Source organism: Streptomyces sp. NPDC060205, from assembly GCF_042728395.1.
In the GTDB taxonomy this organism is placed as follows: Bacteria; Actinomycetota; Actinomycetes; order Streptomycetales; family Streptomycetaceae; genus Streptomyces.
In genome coordinates this window covers 1-13,077 of sequence record NZ_JBHWZP010000269.1, presented here as the reverse complement: position 1 = coordinate 13,077, position 13,077 = coordinate 1, and the positions used below count along the sequence as shown (strand labels likewise).

General features: G+C 70.0%; 10 protein-coding genes. 8 read left to right on the top strand and 2 right to left on the bottom strand.

All coding sequences use genetic code 11. From position 1 onward, the window contains the following. The 5 genes from ACFWGJ_RS33505 to ACFWGJ_RS33485 all read left to right on the top strand — a co-directional run. A partial coding sequence (locus ACFWGJ_RS33505) for a DUF475 domain-containing protein (RefSeq protein ID WP_387332162.1) occupies positions 1-381 on the top strand: 381 nt, incomplete at its 5' end. A gap of 482 nt (positions 382-863) precedes the next feature. Next, positions 864-2,966: a hypothetical protein gene (locus ACFWGJ_RS33500; RefSeq protein WP_387332160.1), complete on the top strand. Its 2,103-nt coding sequence runs from the start codon at positions 864-866 to the stop codon at positions 2,964-2,966. Further along, a complete protein-coding gene (locus tag ACFWGJ_RS33495) occupies positions 2,966-4,507 on the top strand; it encodes an ABC transporter substrate-binding protein (RefSeq protein WP_387332158.1) in 1,542 nt (513 codons plus the stop codon). The genes ACFWGJ_RS33500 and ACFWGJ_RS33495 overlap by 1 nt, the downstream gene beginning before the upstream one ends. A gap of 834 nt (positions 4,508-5,341) precedes the next feature. After that, positions 5,342-5,821: a hypothetical protein gene (locus tag ACFWGJ_RS33490; RefSeq protein WP_387332156.1), complete on the top strand. Its 480-nt coding sequence runs from the start codon at positions 5,342-5,344 to the stop codon at positions 5,819-5,821. 56 nt (positions 5,822-5,877) lie between these two features. Next, a complete protein-coding gene (locus ACFWGJ_RS33485) occupies positions 5,878-7,938 on the top strand; it encodes a tetratricopeptide repeat protein (RefSeq protein WP_387332154.1) in 2,061 nt (686 codons plus the stop codon). Between the two features lie 392 nt (positions 7,939-8,330). Here the strand turns inward: ACFWGJ_RS33485 and ACFWGJ_RS33480 are convergent, their stop codons facing one another. Together ACFWGJ_RS33480 and ACFWGJ_RS33475 are read right to left on the bottom strand one after the other, a co-directional pair. Beyond that, the gene (locus ACFWGJ_RS33480) at positions 8,331-8,864 is read right to left on the bottom strand and encodes a GNAT family N-acetyltransferase (RefSeq protein ID WP_387332164.1); all 534 of its coding nucleotides are present in this window, start codon (positions 8,862-8,864) and stop codon (positions 8,331-8,333) included. A gap of 71 nt (positions 8,865-8,935) precedes the next feature. Next, the gene (locus tag ACFWGJ_RS33475) at positions 8,936-9,370 is read right to left on the bottom strand and encodes a VOC family protein (RefSeq protein WP_387332152.1); all 435 of its coding nucleotides are present in this window, start codon (positions 9,368-9,370) and stop codon (positions 8,936-8,938) included. A gap of 191 nt (positions 9,371-9,561) precedes the next feature. Here ACFWGJ_RS33475 and ACFWGJ_RS33470 point away from each other — a divergent pair, with 191 nt between their 5' ends. From ACFWGJ_RS33470 to ACFWGJ_RS33460, 3 genes are all read left to right on the top strand, one after another. Continuing rightward, positions 9,562-10,557, top strand: a complete 996-nt coding sequence (locus ACFWGJ_RS33470) for a LacI family DNA-binding transcriptional regulator (RefSeq protein ID WP_387332150.1) — start codon at positions 9,562-9,564, stop codon at positions 10,555-10,557. A 269-nt stretch (positions 10,558-10,826) separates the two neighbouring features. Then, on the top strand, positions 10,827-11,282 hold the full coding sequence (locus ACFWGJ_RS33465; protein WP_387332149.1) for an RpiB/LacA/LacB family sugar-phosphate isomerase: 456 nt from the start codon (positions 10,827-10,829) through the stop codon (positions 11,280-11,282). A gap of 238 nt (positions 11,283-11,520) precedes the next feature. Beyond that, entirely contained in the window at positions 11,521-12,888 is a 1,368-nt protein-coding gene (locus tag ACFWGJ_RS33460) for an MFS transporter (protein WP_387332147.1), read from the top strand. Positions 12,889-13,077 lie beyond the last annotated feature (189 nt).

The following is a 13,077-nucleotide window of genomic DNA, read 5'->3' as shown; positions in this document are numbered from 1 at the left end:
TTCATGTTCCTCTACCTCGAAGTCCTCGACGCGTCCTTCTCCTTCGACGGCGTCATCGGCGCCTTCGCCATCACCAACGACATCGTCCTGATGGCACTGGGCCTGGGCATCGGCGCGATGTACGTCCGTTCGCTGACCGTGTACCTGGTCCGCCAGGGCACCCTCGACGACTACGTCTACCTGGAGCACGGCGCCCACTACGCCATCGGCGCCCTCGCCGCGATCCTCCTGGTCACCATCCGCTTCGAGGTCAACGAGATCATCACCGGCCTCATCGGCGTCGTCCTGATCGCCTGGTCCTTCTGGTCCTCCGTCCGCCGCAACAGGGCGCTGGAGGCCGCGCAGGACAAGACACCCGCTGGGAAGGCAGAGGTCTTCTGAGCCGTGTGACAACAAGTCTCTTCCAGCTCAGTCCGGGCAGGCCGGGCACAAGATGACGATCCTCGTGGACTCCGTGGGGCAGGTGGGGCTGCTCGGAGTCATGAGATCTCACTGTTTCAACACAATGCTCCGGCTGCCTGTACCGAGCCGTGAGCGGCCCTATGATGCGCTCAGAGTGACCGCCCTGTCGGCTCGACTGCATGCCGTTCCGATGGACGGGCGAGGGGGAGGTACGGGGGCGATGGACAGAGACAACCTCAGCGTGGCGACATGCCCGTCCACGGCGGCGAGAACCCTGACGGTCCGGCGCTGTCGATCAGTCGACCGCCTTGGACATCGTGCCCGAGCGTTGGCCAACTCCTACTGATTCCAGCGCTGTTGGTATCCACTGATCCCGATTCCCACAACAGCCGTGCCGACGGGGAAGAGGGAGTCGGCGGACGCGTCACTGACATCGGGTTGGACCGCACCAGGGGGGAAGTATGGTGCACTCATCGCTGCACGGCCGGGGAGCGCTGTTCGACATCGAACCGCCAGGGCTTGCTGCGCGGCTCACCGGCCTGCGGCCCTACCAGCACATCTCCACGCCGTACGAACACCCGACGGAACCGCCTTTCGTGGTGCTGACGGGCGGAAGGGGCCTCGGCAAGAGCGCGGTGCTCGGTGAACTGCGTTCCGCATATCGTGGCCACACGCCGGTCGCGCTGATCGACGGGGAGGACGCGCAGTTCGACCGGCCTCCCCCGGACGGGCACGCCGAGTTCTGGTCCCCCGTGTCACAGGCGATGCTGACCATCGCCGAGCAGCTCGCCGAGCCGGTCACCGGCGCCGGACGCATCAGTTTCCCGCGCCTGGCCTCCGGGCTGCTCGCCGTCGCCGCCGGTGGCTGGAGCGACCGCGATCTGCCACGGATCCGGCAGGAGGCCGAGCGGATCCTGTTGATGAACGACACCGGGTCCCGGCTGGCCGGGTTCGCCGGACGGTGGATCGGCAAAGTGGTGGCGAAGCTCGTCGCATCGCTGTCGGAGACGGGCCCGGCGGTCGAGCCGATCATCGAGGCGACTCTGGAGGCGTTCGGCGAGGGCGTCGCGCCGACCCAGCGGCGGCTTCGCAAAGGGGCCGCGTGGTACCGCGACTACCCCAACGCGGGCGGAAACCCGAAGCTCGGACTGATCCTGCTCTCCGGGCACTTCAGAGCGGGCGGGACCTCGCACCACCACGCGGAGCGATATCTCGTACGAGCTCTGCTGGCCGACCTCGACGACGCCTACGCGGGGGTCGTGCAACGTGCGCACCGTCTCGGACGGCCGGTCATCCTGATCGACAACGTCCAGGAACCCGCCGGGTCCCATCTCATGAAGTCGGTACTGCGGGACCGCGCCGACGGCGTCGCCGACCGGGTCGTCTTCTTCGCCGCGCTGCGCGGCCACGGCCACCGGGCGCTGCGCAACACCGTCCGCCGCACCCTGCCCGAACTGGCCAGGAGCAGCGGCTGGACGCCGGGCGGCTCACCGTCCTCCCGCGCCCTGCTGGTCGCACTGCCACCGCTCTCGCCCGACGAGACCCTGCACATGGTCAACGCCGCCTGCCCCGGACTGCCGACACACCCCCACCTCCCCCACGCCATGCATCGACTGACCGGAGGCAACCCGCTCGGCATCGCCACGATCGCCGAGTCGGCCCGACAGAATCCGCCCCGAGGGGCCACCTCATTGGGGGACCTGCTCATGGCCGACGTGGCCCTGCATGACGACCACACCGGGTATCCCACCCACCAGGAGCTGCTCGACCGGCTCGCGCCGGACGACAGACTCGACGAACTGACCGTTCTTGCCGCCGCACATGATCGTGACGCGGCCTTCGCGCTCGCCGAGAGCGGACTCCCGGACGACTTCGGCACCGCCGGCGTCCTCGACCTGGAGGAACGGCTCGCCCAGGAAGGCCTCCCGGGAACTCCCGGGCACTTCGTCGGCGATCCCTTCCTCCGAGCGCTCCTCCTGCTCCGGCTTCACCGTCATGACCCCGACCACGCGGCGTGGCAGTGGGTCCACCGCACGCTCATCGACCACTGCCGCGGCGACTCCCCCGACCACACCCGCTACCGCGTCCGCCACGAGCTCGCCCTGGGCAACACCGATGTCGCGGTCGACCACCTGCGCGACACCTTCGTCGGACTGGACCCCTGCGACTGGCTGTCCGCGCTCGTCATCATCGCCTCGGCGCCCTGCTACGACGCGTACGACCCCGAAGAGCGGCACCTGGGCAGTGAGCCGTACGACGACCGGGGCGCCGTCGCGCTCGGCCGCACGGACGCAGCGCAACACCCCCCGGACGGCGTGGACGTGACGCTCCATCTGCGCGTACGACGCATCCTGCACGCCGTCTGGCAGTTGGCCGATCCGCTGGTGCTGCCGGACCCGAAGGTGAGTGAACGGCTGCGGTGGGAGCTGGAACAGCTCTCCAACCAGAAGCCCGCGGGCAGTGAAACGCTGTGGCGGGCCTCCCGGGACTGGCCGGCGGACGCTGCGGCCGGGCGGCCGTTCCGTCTCCCGAGCCACGACGCGGACCGGAACGGAGGCCGGTGATGGCAGGCAGGACAGCGGGCTGGCCGGCGTGGCTGCGTGAGCACGTCTGGGAGATCCGTTTCCGCCGTTACGTCACCCTGCTGCTCGCGGTCGTCCTGGTGGCCGCCGGCGTCTGGGGCGGTATGACGCTCGCGCAGGGGGACCGGAGCTGTGCTCCCGGGGTCGAACGACCTGACGGCAGCGACGAGTGCGTAGGCGTCTCGACGACGGCGTACGACTTCGGACAGCGTCAACTCACCGACGTCATACGGGCGATCGACCGGGAGAACGACTCCGTCGCTTCCCGCGCCCGAGTCACCGTGGCGGTCTTCCAGCCGTTCTCCGCGGCCGACAACGACACCCTGCGCGAGCTGCAGGGGGCTTATCTGGCCCAGTACGAGGCCAATCACCACGAGAGCGGCCAGACTCCCGCTGTCCGGCTCGTCCTCGCCAACCCCGGTGCGGACAACGCGCATTGGCGTGAGACGGTGGACGCGCTGGCACGTATGACGCAAGGGCCCGACCCACTGCGGGCGGTGACCGGCATAGGAAGCAGCACCGACACCAACCAGCAGGCCGTCAGGGAGCTGACCCGGCGCGGCATCCCGGTGATCGGCACCTCCATCACCGCCGACGACCTTGCCAATGGCCGGCACGGCAAGGACCCCTTCCCCGGTCTCGCCCGGGTCGCTCCCACCAACACCGATCTGGCCCGTGCGCTCACCTCGTCGGCGAGGATCTTGGCCGACAGGGCCTATCTGGTCTACGACAAGCCGGGTGATCCGTACACGCGAACGCTCCGGCAGTCCTTCGAACGGCTGCTGAAGGGCTCGCCGTACCAGCCCTCCGCGTTCCATCCGCCTCAGGACCGCACCCAGGAAGGGACCACGGCCAACACCTTTCGCAACATCACCTTCAACATCTGCGACACGCCGCACACCACGGACACGATTCTCTTCGCGGGCCGGCACACCCAACTGCGGCAGTTCATCAACGCGTTGGGCAGGCGCGGCTGCCTGGACCGAAGGTTCACGGTGCTCACCGGTGACGAAGGGTCGTACCTCACGAGCGACAGGCAGCTGGAGACCTCCGCGCTGGGCCACAACCTGACCGTGCGCTACACCGCCCTCGCGCACTTCGACGCCTGGACCGACAACCCGCCCGCGCGGGGCGGTTCACGCGCCGACGCCCAGACCCTGACCAAGTTGCTCGCGCAGGCCAGGCACGAACCCGTCGGTCCCATCGGCGGCACCCCTCGCGACGGCGGACAGCTGACGGTCGCGTACGACGCCACGCGCCTCGCCGTGAAGGGCATCCGCCAGGCCACACCCGACGGCAGCAGGTTGCCCACCCTCGCCGACGTCGGGGACGTGTGGCCACAGCTGCGAGGCAGTCTGCGGGTCTACGGCGCGAGCGGCTGGCTCTGTCTCGACAACCACGGCAACCCGTACGACAAGGCCGTACCGATCGTCGAGCTGACCCCGGCCGGCGGCTCCAAGTTCGTACACCTGGCGTGGCCGGAAGGCAGACCACCGAAGGGCGACTGCCTGCCGCCGGCGTAGGCCGGGGCACGCGGGGATCAGAACCAGCCGTCCACTCATCCGTCGCGATGCGTCCCCGTTCACGGCACGCAAGATCGTCACAGCACCCCCTGCCGCAGAGCATGAACGACGGCGTGCACTCGGTTCCGTGGCCCGTGCCTCTCGGTCATCTCGTGCACGGTGTATTTGACGGCCCGTTCGGAGCAGTGAGGTGCCGTCGCGACTCCGTGGTGCCGGATCCGGCGGCAAGGTGCCACAGCAGGGTGATCTCCCAGGCCGTGAACGGGACGGCTCCGCTCCGGTAGCAGGATGCGCGGGACACGGATCGCGTCCGCACATCCGGGCGCCGTTGCCGCGGGGGGGGACGGGGACTCCGGAGAGCCTTCGCCGCACGGGTGAGCAGAGTCCATCGCAGGTCCGACGATCTTGATCTGCCCACCGTCGATGACGACCTCGGCACCCGTGATGTCGCCCGCCGCTCGGGAGGCCAGGAAAGGGATGAGGTCGGCGACCTCCTGCGCCTCCGTGATCCGGCCCGCGCTGATGCTCATGCCCTGAGGGACGATGGCATCGAGTGCCTCCTGCGCGGGAGCCGACGGTCGCCGCGGTGGCATCGGGGAACCCGCCCTGCACGGTCCAGAACGTGGTGCGGACCGGCCCCGGGAAGACAGCGTTGACGCAGACGCCCCGCGGGTCGAACTCCCCTGGACAGCGGTTTGTTGAGATTGGTCAATACGTAGCCGGCCGAAACTTCTCCACAGTACCGGGATCCCTTTCTCCCGCTCGCGCTCTTGCCGAACACGCCGCGCGGAAGCGGGGCGCGCAGGTACGGTCCCGGCACCTACACATTGGGGGATGAGGATGTTGGCGGAGACTTTGGTGGCCTTGGCCGCAGCCGGCGGAACAGGTGTGGTGCAGGCGGCGGGCACGGATGCGTGGCCGGGATTCCGGCAGCGGGTGGCCAGGTTGCTCGGACGCGGGGATGCGGGGCGTGAGCAGGCCGAGTCGGAGCGGCTGGATCGGACCGCGGGCGCATTGGACGCAAGCGCCGACCACGAGGCGGAGCAGACACGGATCCGGCAGCAGGCCGCCTGGCAGACGCGCTTCGAGACGTTGCTGGAGAGTCTGGACGAGGCCGGCCGTGAGCAAGTCGAGACCGAACTGCAGGCGCTGCTGGCCGAGTACGCCCCGCTTGGTGTGACCTCGGCCGGGTTGGGTGGGGTGGCTGCGGGCGGGGATGTGAATATCCGCGCGGACGGCGGGATCGCCGCCGGTGCAATCCACGGAGGAGCCCACCTGGGCACCCCTTGCACACCGGATCCGTCCCAGGGCTGAACGGACCGGGCACGGCAAGCCCACGCCTTTCTTCCACGGAGCGCGGCGATGCCGCGGTGCACATCGGTCAGGTCGTCCGAGCCGATGGCGGCATCGCCGCGAGCCGCATCGACTACCACGCTCCACCACGTATGCCGGTGCCCTTCCCGCACCAGGTCGGGCTCGTGCCCGGCACAGCCGACTGCTTCCAGGACCGCGCCGCGCTGCACACACTGGGGCGGGCGACGGCCGACGGCGGTACCGCGGTGCTGGTCGGTATGGGCGGGGTCGGCAAGACCCAACTGGCCGCCCGCCATGCCCGCACCTGCTGGGAGAGCGGTGAGCTGGACCTGCTGATGTGGGTCACCGCGACCACCCGTGAAGCGGTCATGACCGCCTACTCCAGTGCCGCGGCCGCCCTCCTGGGCGCCGACCCGGGCGACTCCGACCGCGCCGTCTCAGGGTTCCTGGTCTGGCTCGCCGCCCGATCAGCAGTCTCAGCCGGTGCCACCGATCACCGGTGGCTGATCGTACTGGACGACGTGCCCCACCTGGCCACCCTGACCGGCTTGTGGCCACCCACCACCCCGCACGGCCGCACCCTGATCACCACCCGCAACCGCGACGCCGCCTTCACCGCCCGCGGCCGCCACCGCATCGGCATCGACCTGTTCACCGACGCCGAGGCCACCAACTACCTCACCGCCAAACTCACCACACACCACCGCCACGACGACCCAGCCCACATCCAGGGTCTGGCCCGCGACCTGGGACACCTGCCCCTGGCCCTGGCCCTGGCCCAGACCGTCCCCTACATGGTCAACAAACACCTGGACTGCGCCGCCTACCGTCAGCGCCTGGCCGACCACCGCCGCACGCTGCCCACACTGTTGGCCGACCCCACCGGACTGCCCGACGACCAGCGCGACACCGTCGCCGCCGCCTGGCGGCTGTCCATCGACCTCGCCGACCAACTGCCCCCCGTAGGACTGGCGAGCCCTTTACTGCGGCTGGCTGCAATGCTCGTCCCCTACGGCATCCCCGCCGATGTGCTGACCAGCCCGGCCGCCCTGGCCCACCTCTCCGCTCACCGCAGGACGCCGGCCGGTCCGGCAGTTCTCCAGGCGCTGGATCCGGATGAGGGCATCAGCGTCGAGGACGTCACGGATGCACTGGGAAACCTGCATCAGCTGAGCCTGATCGACTACACCCCCGATGTCGCCCCTCAGACCGTGCGGATCCACCAGCTCGTCCAACGCGCCACTCGCGACCGGCTCACCGGCCACGACCGCCACGAGCTCGCCCGCACCGCCGGCGACGCCCTGACCGCTGCCTGGCCCGACGTCGAACGTGACACCCACCTTGCCCAGGCCCTGCGGTCCAACACCACCACCCTCGTCCGGCATGGCGAAGATGCCCTGTACCAGCCCCACGTGCACCCGATACTTTTCCGCGCCGGCACCAGCCTCGGCGAAGCCGGGCAGATCACGACAGCCACCGCCTATTACCGGCACCTGACCCAGACCGCCCGCCACCGTTTGGGCCCGGACCATCTCGACACTCTCACCGCCCGGGGCCACCTCGCCTACTGGCGTGGGCATGCGGGCGACGCAGCAGGCGCCGCGAGCACCATGGCCGAACTGCTGGCCGATGTCGAGCGGGTGCTCGGTCACGACCATCCCAACGCCTTCGCCACCCGGCACCACCTCGCACGGTGGCGTGGGCAGGCGGGAAATGCGGCGAGCGCCGCGACTGCCTTCGCACACCTGCTGACCGACGTCGAGCGGGTACTGGGTCCGGACCACCCCCACACCCTCGCCACCCGCGGTCACCTCGCCTACTGGCAGGGGCATGCGGGCGACGCAGCAAGTGCCGCGCGCACCATGGCCCAACTGCTGACCGACGCCGAGCGGGTATTCGGCCCCGACCATCCAGGCACTCTCATCGCCCGGGGTCACCTCGCGCGGTGGCAGGGGCATGCGGGAGATACGACCGGCGCCGTGAGCGCCATGGCCGAACTGCTCACCGACCGGGTCCGGGTGCTCGGCCCCGACCACCCCGACACCCTCGCCACCCTCGCCACCCGGGGCGACCTCGCCCACTGGCGCGAGAAGAACAACTGGAGTCCGTGCCAGTGAGGCAGCCGTCGACCAGGTCGGGGGACCGTCGTCGGTCAGGATGATGCCGGCCGGTGGAACCAACCGTCCCGTCGCGCCTCGCCCTCACCGTCGTCGCCGACGACAGTGGTGCGGCCATCGCCGCCGGGCCCTGGTTGTGCCCGCCACTCACGACGGCATGACACACCGAGCCGTCCGCGCGCAGTCCGGTCACGTCCGGAGAGGACCCGGTCACGGGCAGGTACGTCCTGGACCCTCACGCCCAGGACCACGAACGGCTCGTCCAACACTCCGAAACGCTCATCACCTGGGCCGCGATCACGCTCATGACCAGACGACTCACCTGGAAGCGAGCCCGTCCAGCCTCCCCGCCGACGACACGGCCGGACCAGCCGGCACAGGTCGTCGCCTAGCTACTTATCGGCATCCGCGCCGCCCTTCTCGCGCCACTCATCTTCGAGGATGCTGAACATTACGGAGTCTCGCCAACCGTCCCGGATCAGCGCGGTGTGACGATGACGTCCTTCGCACATCATGCCGAGCTTGCCGAGCACCCGTGCAGACCCGAGGTTCCGCGGGTCACAGGTGGCACAGATGCGGTGGAGCCCGAGGTCCTCGAACCCTCGCGCAAGTAGTTCCTTTCCGATCGCCGTTCCGACGCCCTGTCCCCAGACCCGGGGATGCACGGCATAGGTGATCTCGCCTTGACGTTGCCCTCGGCTCCGGACGTGGAGCTCGCCCATGCCGACTACGTCGTCCTCGACACGCGCTGCAAAAGCGAACCGCTGCTGAGGTGCGTGTGCCCAGGCCTCGACCGCGGTCGCCACGAACGCGCGCGTTTGCTCTTCGGTGTTCGGTCCCCAGGTCTGGAAGCGGCAGACCTGGGCGAGGGAGGCCCAGGAGTGGACAGCTCGCCAGTCTGCGAGCTCGATTCTGCTCAAGGTCACCGAATGTCGAACCACAAGATGACCTTGCCAGCTGCGGTCGCGCCGATCCACCGGTTCAAAAAACCAGGCACTCAGTCGATGCAGAACTCGTTCCCCTCGATGTCCAGCATGGGAATGCAGGACTCGTTCTCCCCGTCGGCGTACAGCGTCCGCACGTGAGTCGCGCCGAGTGCGACCAGTCGTGCGCACTCGGCTTCGAGCGCGGCGAGGCGCTCGTCCCCCACGAGCCCGGTGCCGACCCGGACGTCGAGATGCACCCGGTTCTTGACGACCTTGCCCTCGGGGACGCGCTGGAAGTACAGGCGCGGGCCCACACCTGAGGGGTCACTGCAGGCGAACCATGCCCCCTGCTTCTCAGCGGGCAGGTCGCGGTTGGCCTCCTCCCAGCTGGTGAATCCCTCCGGTGGCGGCGGTGCGACGTACCCCAGCACCTCGCACCAGAAGCGGGCGACGCGCTCCGGGTCCGCGCAGTCGAAAGTCACTTGGAACTTCTTGATCGCTGACATCGGCGCACCGTACCGCGCCCAAGGGGGACCCTGCCGCTCATTTCCGCAAGGCAACAGCGAGCAGGGCGGCTGACGGGATGCGGGATCCGGGAGGATCCCTGATCCGGGAGGGACCTTGCCCAATTCGGGATCGGTGTGCGATGTTGAATCCATCGAGTTCATGGAAACGTTTCCACAAGGAGGTGGGGCGAGTGGCCACGATCAAGGATGTCGCCGCACGGGCCGGGGTAGCGCTCGGTACCGCGTCCCGGGTGCTCAGCGGCAGCAGCCAGACCTCGGCCGACTCCCGCTCCCGCGTGCTCGCCGCCGCGGCCGAACTGGGGTACATCGCCAACGGCCCGGCCCGTTCCCTGCGGCGCGCCCGGACCGACGTACTGGGGCTGCTCGTCTCGGACATCCGCAACCCGTTCTTCTCCGAGCTGGCGCACGCCGCCGAGCAGGAGGCCCGCCACCACGGCTACACCGTGCTGCTGGCCAACGCGAACGAGGACGCCGAACAGGCCGACGCCTATCTGCGGACCTTCGCCGGCCAACGTATCGACGGCCTGCTGTTCTCGCCGCAGAGCACCGTCTCGCCGCAGCTCGCGGCCACGCTCGCGTCCGGACTGCCCCTCGTGTTCCTCAACCGCAGGATCGAGGGCGTCGACGCACCCCTGTACGGCACGGACAACGCGCAGGGCGTGGAGCAGGTGCTCGCCTGGCTGCGGAGCCGGGGCCACCGCGACGTCGCCTTCGTCGGCGGCCCGGACACGATCTCCACCGGCGCCGAGCGCCGCGCCGCCTACCTCGCCGGGCGTCAGGCGCACGGCATCAGCACCGATGACCGGCTGCTGGACGCGGGTGACTTCCTGGCGGGCGGGGCGGCCGAGGCCATGTCCCGCATCCTCGACCAGGACGTCCCCTTCACGGCCGTGTTCGGCGCGAACGGTCTGACCACCCTGGGCGTCGTGCGTGCGCTGCGCGAGCGGCTCGGTGCGGAGCGGGCCGCCCGCATCGAGATCGTCTCCTTCGACGACCTCGACTGGTTCGAGTTCGCCTCGCCGCCCATCAGCGCGGTCCGCAACGACGCGTCGACGATCGGCCGGCTCGGTGTACGAGGGCTCGTCGACCTCATCGCCGGCCGCCCGGCCCCCGGCCGGCGCGTCCCCACCACCTTCGCCGACCGCGCCCTGCCGGCCGTCCGATGAGGGCCCGAACCCCCGTTGGCGGCACCGGCAGCGGCCTCCCCGACTCCCCCAGCCGTGCGGCCGTGCGACGCGCTGATGCCAGGCGCACAGCGCACGGTTTCCGTCAGGACCGCCGACCGCTCTTACGCGCTCGTGCGGCCTTCGACCGACGCCACCTGCCGCACGCACCCCTCCGCGACCACGCACCCCTCCGCCACCCGGCCGAGCACCGCACCGTTCGTCCGCCACCGGGCGGAGCCGCAGTGCGCCCGCCCTGAAAGGAACAAGTCATGAAGGTCGCCCTCGGCGCGGACCACGCCGGTTTCGCGCTCAAGGACACCGTCCGCCAGGCCATCGAGGCCCTCGGACATGAAGTGATCGACTGCGGCACCCACAACGGTGACCCGGTGGACTTCCCGGACATCACCCGCACCACCTGCGAGGTGGTGCTCTCCAAAACCGCCGTTCGTGCCGTGCTCGTCTGCGGCACCGGCCAGGGAGCCGTCATGGCCGCCAACAAGCTGCCCGGCATCCGCTGCGGTCTCGCCCACGAGCCCTACTCCGCCCATCAGGCCGTCGAGCACGACGACGCCAACGCCATCGCCATGGGGGCCTGGCTGGTCCCCCACGCGCTGGTGCCCGACATCGTGCGCGAGTTCCTCGGCGCCGTCTTCGACGACGACGAGGAAACCCGCCGCCGGGTCGCCAAACTGAACGCGCTCGACGCTCTGACCCCGGCCCCCTGACGACCGCCCGAGCTGCCCGGCCCCTCCCCCGCTGAACAGGTCGGCTCTTCCGTTCCCTGTCACGAACGCCCTGCCCGCGGCCGGCCACGCCGGGCTCCTCCTCGGCATGCCCGAAACCCCCGCGCGCGGGACTCCGCCGCCTCCCCTCGCACGGCCCCGTCCTCCCCACGCGCGGTCCGATCCTCCTCGCGCGCAGACGTCGGAGCCGTGATCCGGTGCCCCTTCAAGGAGAACTCCCATGTCCACCAGCGCCCCCACCCGCCGGCGGAGCGTGCTCGGCTCCAAGGACCGCGTCAAGACCGCGGTCGCCGCCGCCTTCGGCACGAGTGTCGAGAACTACGACTTCATCGCGTACGGCACCGCCTCCGCGCTCTACTTCGGTGCGGTCTTCTTCCCCGAGAGCGACCGGCTCGTCGGCACCCTGCTCTCCTTCGCCACCCTCGCGGTCGGCTTCGTGATGCGCCCGCTCGGGGGCGCCGTCGGCGGCTACTTCGCCGACAAGCACGGCCGCAAACCCGTCCTCGTCGCGGCCATGACCGTCATGGGCGCCGCCACCTTCCTCATCGGGGCGCTGCCGACCTACGGGCAGGTGGGTGTGCTCGCACCGATCCTGCTCGTGGCCCTGCGCATGATCCAGGGCCTCGCGTTCGGCGCCGAGTGGGGCGGGGCGATCACCATGGCCTACGAGCACGCGCCGTGGCACCGCCGCGGTATGTTCGCCGCGATACCCCAGGCAGGCAACCCGCTGGGGATTGCCCTGGCCAGCGGTGTGTTCGCGTGGAGCTCGACCCTCGACGGGAGCTGGCAGTGGCGGACGCCCTTCCTGCTCAGCGCCGTCATGGTGATCGTCGCGCTGATCGTGCGCTCCCGGCTCACCGAGTCCCCCGAGTTCCAAGAGGCCCAAGCCACCGGCAGCACCGAGAAGAACCCGTTCCTCGCCACGCTCTGCGACGACTGGCGCGGCATCCTGCGGGTCATCGCCCTGCGCGTCGTCGAGTCCTTCGCGTACTACTCCACCGCGACCTATCTGCTCAGCTACATCACCGACCGGCACCCCGGCCTCAGGTCCGTCGCGCTCGGCGCGATCACCGCCGCCAGCATCCTCGCCATCGCGGTCACCTTCCTCGCCGGCGCACTCACCGACCGCATCGGACGACGTCCCCTCTACATCGCGGGCTGTACGGCGGCGATCCTCTTCGCCTTCCCGATGTACCTGCTCACCAACACCGCACAACCCGCCCTGGTCGTCACGGTGTTCATCATCGGCATCGGTCTCGTCCACGCATGTCTCACCGGCACCCAGGGCTCCCTGCTCACCGAGCAGTTCCGTACCGCGACCCGTACCTCGGGGGCCTCACTCGGCTACCAGCTCGCCGCGGCCATCGGCGGCTTCGCACCCCTGCTCGCCGCCGCTCTGGTGGGATTCTTCGGCTGGCCCGGCGCCGCGCTGCTCTACCTCGGCGCCGCCGTGATCGGCCTCCTCGGCATCCTCGTCACCAAGGAGACCTGGGGCCGCCAGGAGCGGGAGCGCGTGCTCGCCCTCGTCGCGGAGGAAGACCGCGCCCGGACCGCTTCGGGAACACCGACGGGCGTCACCACGGGCTGATCGCGGACGGCGCTGAGGCCGACCGTCCCCATGGGACCGGGCCGGTCATTCGCCCGGCCCGGTCCCCGGTCCCGGACTTCCGGGACCCTGCCCCCCTCGTCCCGCATCCGTGGATCCCCCTCCTCGGCGGGCCGTGCGAAGACAGTGGCACGACCGGACTGTGGGGAGTCTGAAGGTTCCTGAAAGCCC